Origin of the sequence: Mesorhizobium sp. CA7 (genome assembly GCF_020165015.1) — a bacterium.
Lineage (GTDB): Bacteria > Pseudomonadota > Alphaproteobacteria > Rhizobiales > Rhizobiaceae > Mesorhizobium.
In genome coordinates this window covers 1-12656 of sequence record NZ_JAIUHH010000013.1, presented here as the reverse complement: position 1 = coordinate 12656, position 12656 = coordinate 1, and the positions used below count along the sequence as shown (strand labels likewise).

At 64.1% G+C, this 12656-nt stretch carries 13 protein-coding genes; 3 read left to right on the top strand and 10 right to left on the bottom strand.

Annotated features, from left to right (window positions below; all coding sequences use genetic code 11):
• Window positions 1–94 precede the first annotated feature (94 nt).
• The 9 genes from LB552_RS20690 to LB552_RS20650 form a co-directional block, all read right to left on the bottom strand.
• Window positions 95–976, bottom strand: coding sequence for an AAA family ATPase (locus LB552_RS20690; RefSeq protein ID WP_224609849.1), 882 nt, complete (start codon window positions 974–976; stop codon window positions 95–97).
• 7 nt (window positions 977–983) lie between these two features.
• Window positions 984–1988 (bottom strand): xanthine dehydrogenase family protein molybdopterin-binding subunit, encoded by a 1005-nt coding sequence (locus LB552_RS29680; RefSeq protein WP_140544408.1) that lies wholly within the window; start codon window positions 1986–1988, stop codon window positions 984–986.
• A gap of 1 nt (window position 1989) precedes the next feature.
• The gene (locus tag LB552_RS29675) at window positions 1990–3357 is read right to left on the bottom strand and encodes a xanthine dehydrogenase family protein molybdopterin-binding subunit (protein WP_263481712.1); all 1368 of its coding nucleotides are present in this window, start codon (window positions 3355–3357) and stop codon (window positions 1990–1992) included.
• 11 nt (window positions 3358–3368) lie between these two features.
• Window positions 3369–3851, bottom strand: a complete 483-nt coding sequence (locus tag LB552_RS20675; RefSeq protein WP_224609847.1) for a (2Fe-2S)-binding protein — start codon at window positions 3849–3851, stop codon at window positions 3369–3371.
• 58 nt (window positions 3852–3909) lie between these two features.
• Window positions 3910–4704, bottom strand: coding sequence for an FAD binding domain-containing protein (locus LB552_RS20670; RefSeq protein WP_224609845.1), 795 nt, complete (start codon window positions 4702–4704; stop codon window positions 3910–3912).
• A gap of 12 nt (window positions 4705–4716) precedes the next feature.
• Window positions 4717–5160, bottom strand: a complete 444-nt coding sequence (locus LB552_RS20665; RefSeq protein ID WP_140838872.1) for an SRPBCC family protein — start codon at window positions 5158–5160, stop codon at window positions 4717–4719.
• Between the two features lie 125 nt (window positions 5161–5285).
• Window positions 5286–6113, bottom strand: a complete 828-nt coding sequence (locus LB552_RS20660) for an AraC family transcriptional regulator (RefSeq protein WP_224609843.1) — start codon at window positions 6111–6113, stop codon at window positions 5286–5288.
• Window positions 6114–6301: 188 nt separating this feature from the next.
• Entirely contained in the window at window positions 6302–7300 is a 999-nt protein-coding gene (locus LB552_RS20655; RefSeq protein WP_224609841.1) for an ABC transporter permease, read from the bottom strand.
• A gap of 40 nt (window positions 7301–7340) precedes the next feature.
• Window positions 7341–8084 (bottom strand): ATP-binding cassette domain-containing protein, encoded by a 744-nt coding sequence (locus tag LB552_RS20650; RefSeq protein ID WP_224609839.1) that lies wholly within the window; start codon window positions 8082–8084, stop codon window positions 7341–7343.
• 451 nt (window positions 8085–8535) lie between these two features.
• Between LB552_RS20650 and LB552_RS20645 the strand changes: the two genes are divergently transcribed.
• Window positions 8536–9525 (top strand): sugar-binding protein, encoded by a 990-nt coding sequence (locus LB552_RS20645; protein WP_140838867.1) that lies wholly within the window; start codon window positions 8536–8538, stop codon window positions 9523–9525.
• 103 nt (window positions 9526–9628) lie between these two features.
• On the opposite strand, the gene LB552_RS20640 is transcribed toward LB552_RS20645, so the two are convergent.
• Window positions 9629–10618: an NAD(P)-dependent oxidoreductase gene (locus LB552_RS20640; RefSeq protein ID WP_224610029.1), complete on the bottom strand. Its 990-nt coding sequence runs from the start codon at window positions 10616–10618 to the stop codon at window positions 9629–9631.
• A gap of 97 nt (window positions 10619–10715) precedes the next feature.
• On the opposite strand from LB552_RS20640, the gene LB552_RS20635 reads away from it, so the two are divergent.
• Window positions 10716–11612, top strand: coding sequence for an NAD-dependent epimerase/dehydratase family protein (locus LB552_RS20635; RefSeq protein WP_224609837.1), 897 nt, complete (start codon window positions 10716–10718; stop codon window positions 11610–11612).
• Window positions 11613–11713: 101 nt separating this feature from the next.
• Window positions 11714–12490, top strand: coding sequence for a FadR/GntR family transcriptional regulator (locus LB552_RS20630; protein ID WP_224609835.1), 777 nt, complete (start codon window positions 11714–11716; stop codon window positions 12488–12490).
• Window positions 12491–12656 lie beyond the last annotated feature (166 nt).

The window sequence follows — 12656 nt, the reverse complement described above, 5'->3', positions numbered from 1 at the left end:
GCTACCTTCTGCCCAGTGTGGCGCTGCCCCTCATCCGCCCCTTCGGGGCACCTTCTCCCCGTAAACGGGGCGAAGGGGTTGTCGAGGTCGCGGCTCACCCCAGCGCCTCCTCGACAATCCTCCCCAGTTCCGGTGCGATCGCCGACAAATCCTCCTCGTCCTTGATCAGCACGCCGATGGCCCGCCGGAAGGCCTCCGGCCACGGGCTTCCGCCTTTTTCGAGGATGGTCGCGGCATTCGCCCATTCGACCGCTTCGGCGATGCCAGGCGGCTTGGCCAGGGGCCGCGCGCGGATCTCCTGCACGGCATTCGCCACCGCTTTTGCCGTCGCTTCCGCAACATGGCCCGCGCGCAGCATGATGATCTCGGCCTCGCGCTGGGCGTCGGGATAGCCAATCCAATGATAGACGCAGCGGCGGCGCAGCGCCTCGGCCAGCTCGCGCGTGCGGTTGGAGGTGAGGATGACGATCGGCTGCGTCGCGGCACGGATCGTGCCGCGTTCCGGGATGCTGATCTGGAAGTCTGAGAGGAATTCGAGCAGCAGCGCCTCGAACTCGTGATCCGAGCGGTCGATCTCGTCGACCAGAAGAACGCGCTGCTCCGGCGCTCGCAGCACCTGCAGCAGCGGCCGGGCGATGAGAAAACAGTCGTCATAGATGTCGATCTCATGCTCGCCGGCATGGCGGATGGCGAGCAACTGGCGCTGATAGTTCCACTCGTAAAGCGCATGCCCGGCGTCTATGCCTTCGTAGCATTGCAGCCGCACCAGCTCGCGGCCAAGCAGTTCGGCCACCGCCTTGGCGGCCTCGGTCTTGCCGACGCCCGGCGCGCCTTCGAGCAGCAGCGGCTTGCCCAGGCGGATCGCGAGGAAGATCGCCGTCGCAAGGCTGTCGTCGGCCAGGTAGCGCGAAGCGGCAAGGCGCGCGGCGATCGCCTCCGGCGAAGCCGCGACCGCAACGGCGTCGGGGTTTGCCATCTTCCCCTCAGCCCGCGGCCTGCGCCTTCAGCGCGCGCAGGATGCGCTCGGGCGTGATCGGCAGCGTGTCGATGCGTACGCCGACGGCGTCGAAGACCGCATTGGCGACGGCCGGGATCTGCGGGTTGGCGCACATCTCGCCCGGCCCTTTGGCGCCGAACGGCCCATCGGCGGAAGGACGCTCCAAGACAATGATCTCGGTTTCGGCCAGGTCCCCTGGGCCCGGCATCAAATACTGGTTGAAGTCGGTGCCGCCATGATCGCGGTTCGGATAGTAGGGTTCGGTCGTCTCATAGAGCGCATGGCTGATGCCCATCCAGGAGCCGCCGACCAGTTGCTGCTCGACCATCTTCGGGTTGAGCGCACGGCCGATCTCGAAGACGTTCTTCACGGTGAGCACCGTGACCTCGCCGGTCTCGTCGTCGACCTCGACCTCGGCCACCGTGCAGGCATGGGCGTAGCAGGTGGAGGGCTTCATCGCGCCGGTCTCCTTCTCCGGGTAAGAGCGCGGAATGAGAAACATGCCGCGCCCCGAGATCGAGCGGCCGCGCTTGAAATGCGCCGACAGCGCCACGTCGAAGATCGAGATCGATTTCTGCGGCGCGCCCTTCACCTGGATGTTGCCCTGGCCGTCGGTCTCGAGGTCGGATGCATTCACCTCCAGCTCCTCGGCCGCCACTTCCAGCATGACCTGGCGCGCCTCCTTGGCCGCCTGGATGACGGCGTTGCCGGCGCGGTGCGTGCCGCGCGAGGCGAAGGTGCCCATGCAGTGCGGGCCGGTGTCGGTGTCGGCGGTGTCGATGACGACGCGGTCGGTCGGCACGCCGATCGTCTCGGCGCAGATCTGCGCCATGATCTGCTTCATGCCCTGGCCCAGATCGACACTGGACAACGTCACCATGAAGTTGCCGGTCGGGGTCGAATGGACCAGCGCCTGGGTCGGGTCGCCGCCGAGGTTCATGCCGGTCGGATAGTTGATCGCGGCGACGCCGCGTCCACGCCGGATCGCCATCTCAGGCCCCCTTCCTGTAGGAGGACATCGTCATGTATTTTTCCGCCACCGGCCAGTTGGCGACGCGCGAGGCTTCCTGCATGCATTCGATCAGCGCCGCGCCTTCGGTTGGCTGGCGATGCGCCTTCATGTCGCCGTCGCGATAGGCGTTGATGAAGCGGAACTCGAGCGGATCCATGCCGATCAGCCGTGCCAGTTTGTCCATCTGCACCTCCAGCGCGAAGTCGCCGATGGTGACGCCGAAGCCGCGCATGGCCGACGAAGGGGTGCGGTTGGTGTAGACGCAATAGGTGTCGATCCAGACATTCGGGATCGTGTAGGGGCCGGGATAGTGTGCCGCGCCCTTCTGCGCGCCATAGGGCGAGTGGCGCGAATAGGCGCCGGCGTCGGTATAACCGGTCACCTTGCGCGCGACGATGCGGCCGTCCTTCATGACGCCGTCCTTGATGATCACCTTCTCGGCGGCGCGCGGCGAGGAGATCTGCATTTCCTCCTCGCGGCTGTAGATAAAACAGACCGGGCGTCCGGTTAGCTTGGCCGCGAGGATAGCGATCGGCTCGACGATGACGTCGACCTTGCCGCCGAAGCCACCGCCAACGGTGCCGCCGACGAAATGCAGCTTCGAGCCCGGGATCTGCAGGATGATCGAGGTGTTGTCGAGGGTGAAGAACATCGCCTGCGTGTTGGTGTAGCAGGTGAAGCGGTCATTGCCTTCCGGCGCCACCACGCAGCCCGTGGTCTCGGTCGGCGCGTGCTCGATCGGCGAGGACTGGTAGGACTGTTCGAGGATGTGGTCGGCCTGGGCAAAGCCTGCCTCGACATCGCCGAAGCGCACCTTGCGGCACTCGCCGCTGTCATAGAGGTAGTAATTCTGGCCGTGATATTCGTTGACCAAAGGCGCGCCGGGCTTCAGCGCTTCCTCCATGTCGAAGACGGCCGGCAACACCTCATAGTCGACCTTGACCTTGGCGGCGGCTTCCTGCGCGGCGCGCTCGGTCTCGGCCAGCACCGCCACCACGGCCTCACCCTTCCAGCGCACCTTGCCGTCGGCGAGCACGGTTTCGTCCTCGGGCCCGATCTGGATCAGGATCAGGATGGTGTAGACATTGTGCGGCACATCCCTGGCGGTCAGCACGCGCACAACGCCCGGATGTTTCTCCGCTTCCGACGTATCGATCGAGCGGATGCGGGCATGGTGGTGCGGGCTGCGCACCATCTTCAGATGCAGCATGCCCGGGAAGTTTCGGTCGGCGAAATAAACGGTCTTGCCGGTGACATGTCCCGGCGAGTCGAGCCGCGGGCGACCCTGGCCGATCTCATGCAGGCCGTCCTTGCGGACATCGGCAAAGTAGTCCTTGCGCAGTTCCATGGCTCGTCCCCTCAGGCGGCGTTCTGCGAGTTGGCGCGCGCCGCAAGCAGCACCGCCTGGATGATCGGCTCGTAGCCGGTGCAGCGGCAGATGTTGCCGGACAGCGCCTCGACCACATCCTCGCGGCTCGGGTTGGACGTGCGGTCGAGCAGAACCTTCGCGGCCATGATCATGCCCGGCGTGCAGAAGCCGCATTGCGTGGCGAAGGCATCGAGGAAGGCGCGCTGCAGCGGATGCAGCACACCGCCTTCGGCAAGGCCGGCGGTGGTCCTGACGTCGGCACCGCCGCAGGTTTCGGCCAGCGTCAGGCAGGAGAGCCTGAGTTCTCCGTCGATGATGACCGAGCAGGCGCCGCAGGTGCCTTGGTGGCAACCCCCCTTGGGTGAGGTGTCGCCAATCTTGTCGCGCAGCACATTGAGCAGCGTCGTGCCGCTTTCGACGAACTCGGCTTTCTCCGAGCCGTTGAGTGTGAATTGAACCGGAACCTTCGCCATTTTTCCTCCCTGCGCGCCTGCCCGGATCGGCCGGACAGACGCGCGTCCCCCACGGATATTAGTCAAGCAGCAGACGGCCGAGATGGACCGGCAGAACCTCGGCGCGATACCAGGCGCTGGCGATCGGGTCGGTGATCGGCGCGATGCCTTCGCTCGCAGCGGTCAGGGCCGGCGCGATCTCCTGCGGGGTGAGCTTGCAGCCGAGCAGCGCCTTTTCGGCCGCTAAAGCGCGCATTGGACGATCGGCCATGCAGCCCAGCGCGATGCGCGCCGAGGTCACCGTGCCGTCAGATGCGAGCTCCAGAAGCGCGGCGATGCTCAGCACGGACACACCCTTGGGCTTGACCCGCGATACTTTCAGGAAGCGGAAGCTCTCGGCTTTAGGCAATGCAATATCCACCGCGGTCAGTATGGCGCGGCTGGTGTCGCGATCGGCCAAAAAAGTCTCGATCGGCACTTCGCCGGCTTGGGTGACGACGGTCGCGTCCAGCGCCAGCAGCGCCACCGCGAAATCCCCGTAAGGGGCAGGGGCAAACAGATTGCCGCCGACGGTCGCCATGTTGCGGATCGCCGGTCCGCCGACGGCGCGCGCGGCCGGCGCAAGCGCGGCGAGCTCGGGATGGCGGGCAATCGCGGCCATGGTGACCGAAGCGCCGAGCCGGACCTTGCCGCCGGAAACCGCGATCTGCGAGAGGCCGGGATCGTTGACGCGGATCAGGTTGGAGACGGCAACGTCGCCTTCATTGGCCGCGCGGACGACAAGCGTGCCGCCGCCGAGATAGCGTGTCCCAGCGGCCTGCAACGCGGCGTTGGCGTCTTTCACGCTCGAAAAAGTCTGCAGCGCAAGCGACATGGCGCGCTCCCGTCAGCTCTGGCCGGCGAAATGAGCCTTCAGGGCGTTGAAACCGCCCTGGAAGACGTTGGCGCCCATGCCCTCGGCCAGCTTGTCCGCCTCCTCGGGCGCGGCGTCGAAGCTCGCTGTCCATTCGGCATAGGTGCGGTTGCCGTCGGTGACGCGCCGCAACTGCAGCGTCGCCTTGTGATTAGTGAGCGGCTGCGGCGTCTCGAGGATCGAATAGCTGACCAGGAAATTCTCATCCGAGAAATCGAGCAGCTTCTCGCGCAGGCGCGCGCCGCTGACCAGTTGGAAGTTGCGCACGCAGCCGATCGCGGTGGCGTCCTTGCCGTCCTCGATATGGCTTTCCACCATGCGCGGATGCCAGCTGGGCAAACCATTGAAGTCGCGGATGCGCGCCCAGACCTGCTCGACCGGCGCGTCGATGACGCTGGAGATGGTGACTTTCGCCATAGACTGGTTCCCTTGCAAAGATCGGGAGCATGCTAGAGCGGCCGACGGGCCGGCGCTTATCAATGCGTCTTGAGGGCCTATCAACCAGTCGGAAAAAGCGGCGACGGATCAGCCTGTAAAGGCGCTCACGACATGGCTCTTGCGGCTTCGCGATAGAGCGTCGGCGGCACGCCGACGTGGTCGCGGAAGAAGCGCGAGAAATTGCCCTGGGTGGTGAAGCCGAGATTGCAGGCGACGGAGATCAGCGGTTCCTGCGACCATTGCAGCTGGCGCACGGCTTCCTCCATGCGCAGCGTGTTCCAGTAGACGTTCGGCGTCAGGTTGGTCTGTTCCTTGAAGAGCGCGAAGAAATGCGGTCGTGAGAGCCCGACCGAACGAGCCACGTCGTCGAACGAGATGCGCTCGCAGACATTGGCCTTCATGAGCTGGATCGCCTTGCGGACACGAAAATCGAGCATCGTGTTGATGCGCGCGCGGGCTACCTGTGGCGCCGAAGCATCTGCCGCGTCGAGCACGCTGTCGATGAAACGCTCGATCTCGTAGTTGGCGACCTCGTCGATGCTCTCATTGTCGGTCAGGTGATCGAGCAGGTTCGCCGCCGCCTGGTGCAGCCAGGGCTCCAGTGTGATCGCGGCCTGCGTGAACAGCGGCGCCGACGAGGGAAGGTCGCGGCGCTGGCGCGCCCAATCCGGGTCGATGTAGAAGGCCAGGAACAGGCCGGGCTTGCCGTCGCGGGAAAGGGCGTGGCTGTGCGGCTGGAACGAGTTGATGCCGGCCGCGGTGCCAGGCCCAAGCCGCACCGTCTCGCGGCCGACGGTCATTTCGCCTGCCGTGCCTTCCAGCCAGATGATGAGATGCGCCTCGCCATGGGCATGGGTGACGAAGTCATTGGCGACATTCAGCACGGAAACATGTCCGAACCGGCCCCAGTAGAGCCTGATCGCGTCCGTCATGGCTATCGTTCCTCCCGCAGGCGACTGGCCTCCCTTCGCCTGCCGGGCAATAGTGCGGCTGAGTTTGCAGTTGCGTCAAGGCAGGCAATGATGACAGACGTTTGGGGGCGGCCGTCGGGGCGGATTTTCAGACTGGGCGATAGGCGCTTTCCCTTCTCCCACAAGGGGAGAAGGCGAGGCGGCGCACTTCAGTCACTACGCCTGAAATTGCGGATGCGGTCGAACAGAACCGCCAGGATGATCGCGCCACCGATGAAGGTGCCTTGCCAGAAGGCGTTGATGCCAAGCAGGCCGAGGCTGTTGCGGATCACCTCAATGAGGGCGGCGCCGACGATGGCGCCGAGCGCGGTGCCGACGCCGCCGGCGAGATTGGCGCCGCCGATGACGGTGGCGGCAATCACCTGCAGCTCCATGCCGTTGCCGAGATTGGTGGTGACGGCGCCCAGCCATCCGGTCTGGATGATGCCGGCAAGCCCTGCCGACAGCGCCGAGATCATGTAGACGACGACCTTGATCTGCTTGACGGGAACGCCGGTCAGCGTCGCCGCATGCTCATTGCCGCCGATGGCGAAGATGTGCCGGCCGAATTTGGTCCAGCGCAGGATGAAGCCGGTGATCCCCGCCAGGAGGATCATATAGAGCACCGGATTGGCGATGCCGAAAAGCCAGGCGCCGCCGCCCAATGACAAAAGCTTCTGGTGGTCCGGCCCGAACTGGAACACCACGGTGTTGTTCGAGGCGACCATGGCAAGGCTGCGCGCCACCGACAGCATGCCGAGCGTGACCACGAAAGGCGGGAAGCCGAGATAGGCGATGAGCAGGCCGTTGAAGGCGCCGATCGCAAGCGCGGTGGCGATCGAGGCCAGGATGCCCACCTCGATCGAATAGCCGGCATGCATGGTGACGGCGAGCACCATCGAGGATAGGCAAAGCACCGAGCCGACCGAAAGGTCGATGCCGCCAGTAATGATGACGAAGGTCATGCCGAGCGCGACGATGGCGACGAAGGTGATATTGCGCGTGATGTTGAAGATGTTCTTCGACGTGGCGAAGGAATCGGTGGCGACGGACAGGAACAGGCAGGCGAGGATGACCGCGATCACCACCCAGAAAGTCTGGTTGGCAAAGAGCCGCGACAGGAAGGTGTGCTGCTTCTGCGCGATCGTCTGGTCAAGTGTGACTGCCATTATCGGCCTTTCCTGAGAGGCGGCGCGGCGTTCCGCGCGATCACGCAACATGTTCGATGGCGCCGGTGATCAGCCCGGTGACTTCCTCGGGCGAGCTCGAGGCGATTTTCTTGTCGGCCACCTTGCGGCCGCGCCGCATGACGATAACACGGTCAGCGACGTCGAACACGTCGGGCATGCGGTGGCTGATCAGCACCACGGCGATGCCCTGATCACGCAGGTGGCGGATGAGATTGAGCACTTCGGCGACCTGCCTGACCGAAATCGCCGCCGTCGGCTCGTCCATCAGCACGATCTTGGCCTGCGACAGCATGGTGCGGGCAATCGCCACCGCCTGGCGCTGGCCGCCCGACATCTGCTTGACGAGGTCGCGCGGCCGCGTCTCGGATTTCAGCTCGGCAAAGAGCTGGCCGGCGCGCTTGTACATCGCGCCATAGTCGAGAATGCGCAGCGGACCGAAGCCGCGGCGCAGCTCGCGGCCGAGATAGACGTTGGCCGCGGCGGTCAGGTTGTTGCAGAGCGCGAGGTCCTGGTGGACGATCTCGATGCCGTGCTGGCGCGCATCCGCCGGCTTGTGCATGACAAGGTCCTTGCCCTCCAGCCGCATGGTGCCGTGGCTCGGGTGGAAATTACCAGCGATCATCTTCACCAGCGTCGACTTGCCGGCACCGTTGTCGCCCATCAGGCCGACGACCTCACCAGCTTCCAGCGAAAACGATACATCGTTGACCGCCTGGATGGCGCCGAAATGCTTCGAGATGTTGGCGAGTTCCAGAACCGACACCAGCCTTAAGCCTCCCCGTTGTTGGCGCAACTGGCCACCGAACCCGGCGGCGGCGCTTGCGTCTCGCCCCGTCCATCTCCTCCTGAACGGTGCGTCCACGCATTTAGGCAAAAGCGGACGGGGGCGTCAATCAATTGTCTGACGATTAATTTCGAGACTCGACGAAAAATCGGTTTTGTAGGACAAATAGCAATTGACGCTGGCGAAAAGCCGATATTAGCTAAGCTTCGGAACAAGACTTTGCCAATCGTCCGTCTATCCGGCGGAGGCAGGCAGATGGTTTGAGGGTAAAGGATTCGGCTGCATCGGTATTCGGGCGGACGGATCGGCAAATGCTTATCAGCCCGGCGCGGGGCGCGAACATCATGAGATGCTCGTCGTGGTTCTTGTGTATCCGGGTTGATCAGTGTGGCGGGCACGCGGTGTCCGTCTGTTTCAAGGGAGGACTGACATGAGGAAAACACTTTTGCTTGCCGCCGTCGCCGCCATGGCGTTGGGCGCCGGGCCGGCTTTGGCCAAGAAACAGCTCGTCATCGTTGTGAAGGGTCTCGACAATCCGTTCTTCGAAGCCATCCATCAGGGCTGCGAGAAGTGGAACAAGGAAAACGCCAGCTCGGAATATGAATGCTTCTACACCGGCCCGGCATCGACTTCCGACGAGGCCGGCGAGGCGCAGATCGTGCAGGATATGCTGAGCAAGCCAGACACGGTGGCGATGGCGATCTCGCCGTCGAACGCGCCGCTGATCGCGCAGACGATCAAGAGCGCCAATCCGTCGATCCCGATCATGACGGTCGACGCCGACCTTGCCAAGGAAGACGCCGCCCTTCGCAAGACCTATCTCGGCACCGACAACTACCTGATGGGCAAGAAGATCGGCGAGTACATCAAGAAGGCCAAGCCGAATGGCGGCACGATCTGCACGATCGAGGGCAATCCGGCGGCCGACAACATCCTGCGTCGCGCGCAAGGCATGCGCGATGCGCTGACCGGGAAGGAAGGTCTTGCAGCACTTGCCGGCGAAGGTGGCTGGACCGAAGCTCCCGGCTGCCCGGTGTTCACCAATGACGACGGCGCCAAAGGCGTGCAGGCGATGACCGACATCCTCGCCGCCAACCCGAAGCTCGACGCCTTCGGCATCATGGGTGGCTGGCCGCTGTTCGGCGCGCCGCAGCCTTATCGCGACCTGTTCAAGCCGATGGCCGACAAGATCGCCAAGAACGAGTTCGTCATCGGCGCCGCCGACACGATCGGCGACGAGGTGGCGATCGCCAAGGAAGGCTTGGTGACCGCGCTGGTCGGCCAGCGGCCTTTCGAGATGGGCTACAAGGCGCCGGCAGTGATGCTCGACCTCATCGGTGGCAAGAAGGTCGACGATCCGGTCTTCACCGGCCTCGACGAATGCACCAAGGAAACGGCCGACACCTGCATCCAGAAGTAGGCTCTGGCTGCATCCAGAAGTGCCAAAAAAGGGGCGCCCAGTGGGTGCCCCTATCCATTTCGGCGCCTGCTCCCGCCGTCGAACAGGGCAGGGCGGCTCCCGCCTAAATCTTCTGCTTCACGCCGTCTTTCGAAGGCATCAGGTCGACGCCATTGAGCTTGCCGATATGCGTGGCGAGCATCGGCACATACTGTTCCGTGGGACCGGCGGCGAAGGCTGTCGCAAAGGAATTCTTGGTCGCGTTGCCCAGAGGATTGGCGATGCCGACCGCGCCCGCCATCGATTCCAGATAGGTCAGGTCCTTGAAGGCATTGGCGATGGTGAATTTGTGGGCGTCGCGGTCGCCCTCCAGCGTCCAGCGCATGAAGGTCTGGTAGAAGCCGCAATCCATGCGGCCGTTGCGAATGACGCTGTCGAAGCGCGGCGGCGAGATGCCGACCTTCTCGGCCAGCGCCAGCGCCTCGGAATAGATCGCGGCGTAGCCCAGCGAGATGAAGTTGTTGAGCAGCTTCATGCGGTGGCCGTCGCCGGTATCGCCGATATGAACGATGCGGCCGGCCCAGGTCTCGAGCACCGGCTTCAGCCTGGCGAACACGGCGTCCGGCGCGCCGACCATGGCGTCGAGCGTGCCTTCCCAGGCCTCCTTCGGCGTGCGGCTGAGCGGCGCATCGACATAGTCGACGCCAAGCGCCTTGAGTTCGGCGGCCAAGGCCACGGTCGAGACCGGATCGGAGGTCGAGCAATCGACGACGACCGAGCCTTGCTTCAGGCCCTCCTTCAGCCCGTCGGGGCCGCGGATGATCGCCTCCACCTCGCGCGAGCCGGTGACGCAGATGAAGACGATGTCGGAGGCCGCGGCCACCTCCTTGGACGTGGCAACTTCCTTGGCGCCGCGTCCGGCCAAGTCTTCCGCCGGCTTGCGGTTCTTGCGACCGAGGAAGGTCAGCGGATAGCCCTTGTCGACGATGTTCTTGGCGATGCCGTGCCCCATCAGGCCAAGGCCGATGAAACCGATGTTCTCGCGGGCAGCGGTGGTGCTCATGTCGTCTCTTCCCTGTCTTTCATGGTGATGGGCGCCCGCGCGGCGGGCGATTGTCCAGAAGGTTTCCGCGGATCGCGGGTGGCGGGCGATCGCGGAATGTCATATTGTCTGACAATACACATAATTACCTAGCATTGTGGAGAGCAAAATGACGAAGCGGATCATGTTCACCGGCGGCAGCGGCAAGGCTGGCCGGCATGTCGTGGAATATCTGGTCGAACATGGCTGCCAGGTGCTCAACATCGACACCAAGCCGCTCGACAATCCGAAAGTGCGCACTTTGATCGCCGACATCGCCGACAGCGGCCAGGTTTTCAACGCGCTATCGAGCTATATGGGTCTGCACGAGTTCGACCCGTCGTTGAGATCGCAGCCAGTCGACGCCGTGGTGCATTTCGCGGCAATCCCGCGCATCATGATCACGCCGGACAACGAGGTGTTCCGCATCAACGCGATGGGCACCTACAATGTCATCGAGGCGGCGGTGAAGCTCGGCATCCGCAAGGTTGTCATCGCTTCCAGCGAGACGACCTACGGTCTTGTCTTCGCCAACGAGCCTCGCAATCCGACGCATTTCCCGCTCGACGAGGATTATGACGTCGACCCGATGGACTCCTATGCGCTGTCGAAGATCGTCAACGAGAAGACCGCGCGGGCTTTCGCGTTGCGCAGCGGCTTCGACATCTATGCGCTGCGCATCGGCAATGTCATCGAGCCGCATGAATATTCGCTATTCCCGAAATGGTTCGCCGATGCGGGTTTCCGAAAGCGCATCGCCTGGAGCTATATCGATGCGCGCGATCTCGGCCAGATCACCTTGCGCGCCATCGAGAAGGACGGCCTGGGCTATCAGGTGTTCAACGCGGCCAACGACGACACCTCATCGGACCTGCCGACGGCGGAGCTGTTGAAGCGCTTTTATCCGGGCGTGCCGGTCAAGGCCGAACTCGGCGAATATGAGACGCTGCTTTCGAACCGCAAGGCGCGCGATGTGCTTGGCTTCCGGCCCGAGCACAGCTGGCGCAAATACGTCAAGACGGCGTGAGCCGGCGGCAAATGCCGGTTGATCTGTGCACATCCTCGCGCATTGCGGCAAAGCGGGCTTGCCCTGCTTGACAGCTTCTGAAAACGGGATTTTGTGGAACCATGCGGGACGCTAAGCCGAACAACGAAAAGAGGCCGACAAAAATGGCAGCGGCGGAGCGTCCGTCCGGCGTTCGCCGGGCCAGCGCGTCACGCATCCCGGGCGCCAGCGTGCATGCTTCGCTTGCGAGCGAGATCGGCCTTCGGATCGTGCGCGGCGACTATCCGCCGGGCACCATCCTGCCCAATGAGGCCAAATGGTCGGAGACCTTCGACGTCAGCCGCTCGGCGGTGCGCGAGGCGATCAAGATGCTGATGGCAAAGAGCCTTCTGGCCTCGCGACCGAAGATCGGCAGCTGGGTCGAACCGAAGGAACGCTGGAATCTTCTCGACCGCGACGTGCTCGCCTGGTACGCGACCTCGCCGGACCGCGAGGTGTTCCTCAAGACCGTGCAGGAGTTCCGCCACATCATCGAGCCGGAGGCGACGGCCTTCGCGGCGATGCGGCGCACCCGCGAGCAGATGGCCGAGATCAGCCAGGCCTGTCGCGAGATGGGCGAGGCGACCAACCTGCAGGAGCGCACCCGGGCCGACACGCGCTTCCACCTTGCCATCCTCAGGGCTTCGGGCAACGACCTGCTGGTGCCGCTGGGCGTCTTGATCGAATCTGCCTTCGACCATCTCTTCACCTATACGACGCGCGAGCTCGACAATCTGCAGCACGCCCAGAAACTGCATGAGGCGATCGAACGCAGTATCCGCCTGCAAAGGCCGGACGCGGCGCGCAATGCGGTGCGCAAGCTGCTGGCCAATACCGACGAAGTGATCCGGTCGCGTTAGGGTCTTGTACCGGACCAGTTCGCCAGTACACAAACTTTGACCGCTGCCCGTGCGTGCGTTGGCAGATCCCATGCCTTGGCGATTGGCCCAGACGCCTATCGCGGTCGTCATCCACGGGCGGAGCAAGGAGCGAAGCGACGCGCGCAGACCCGAGGATCCATGCCGT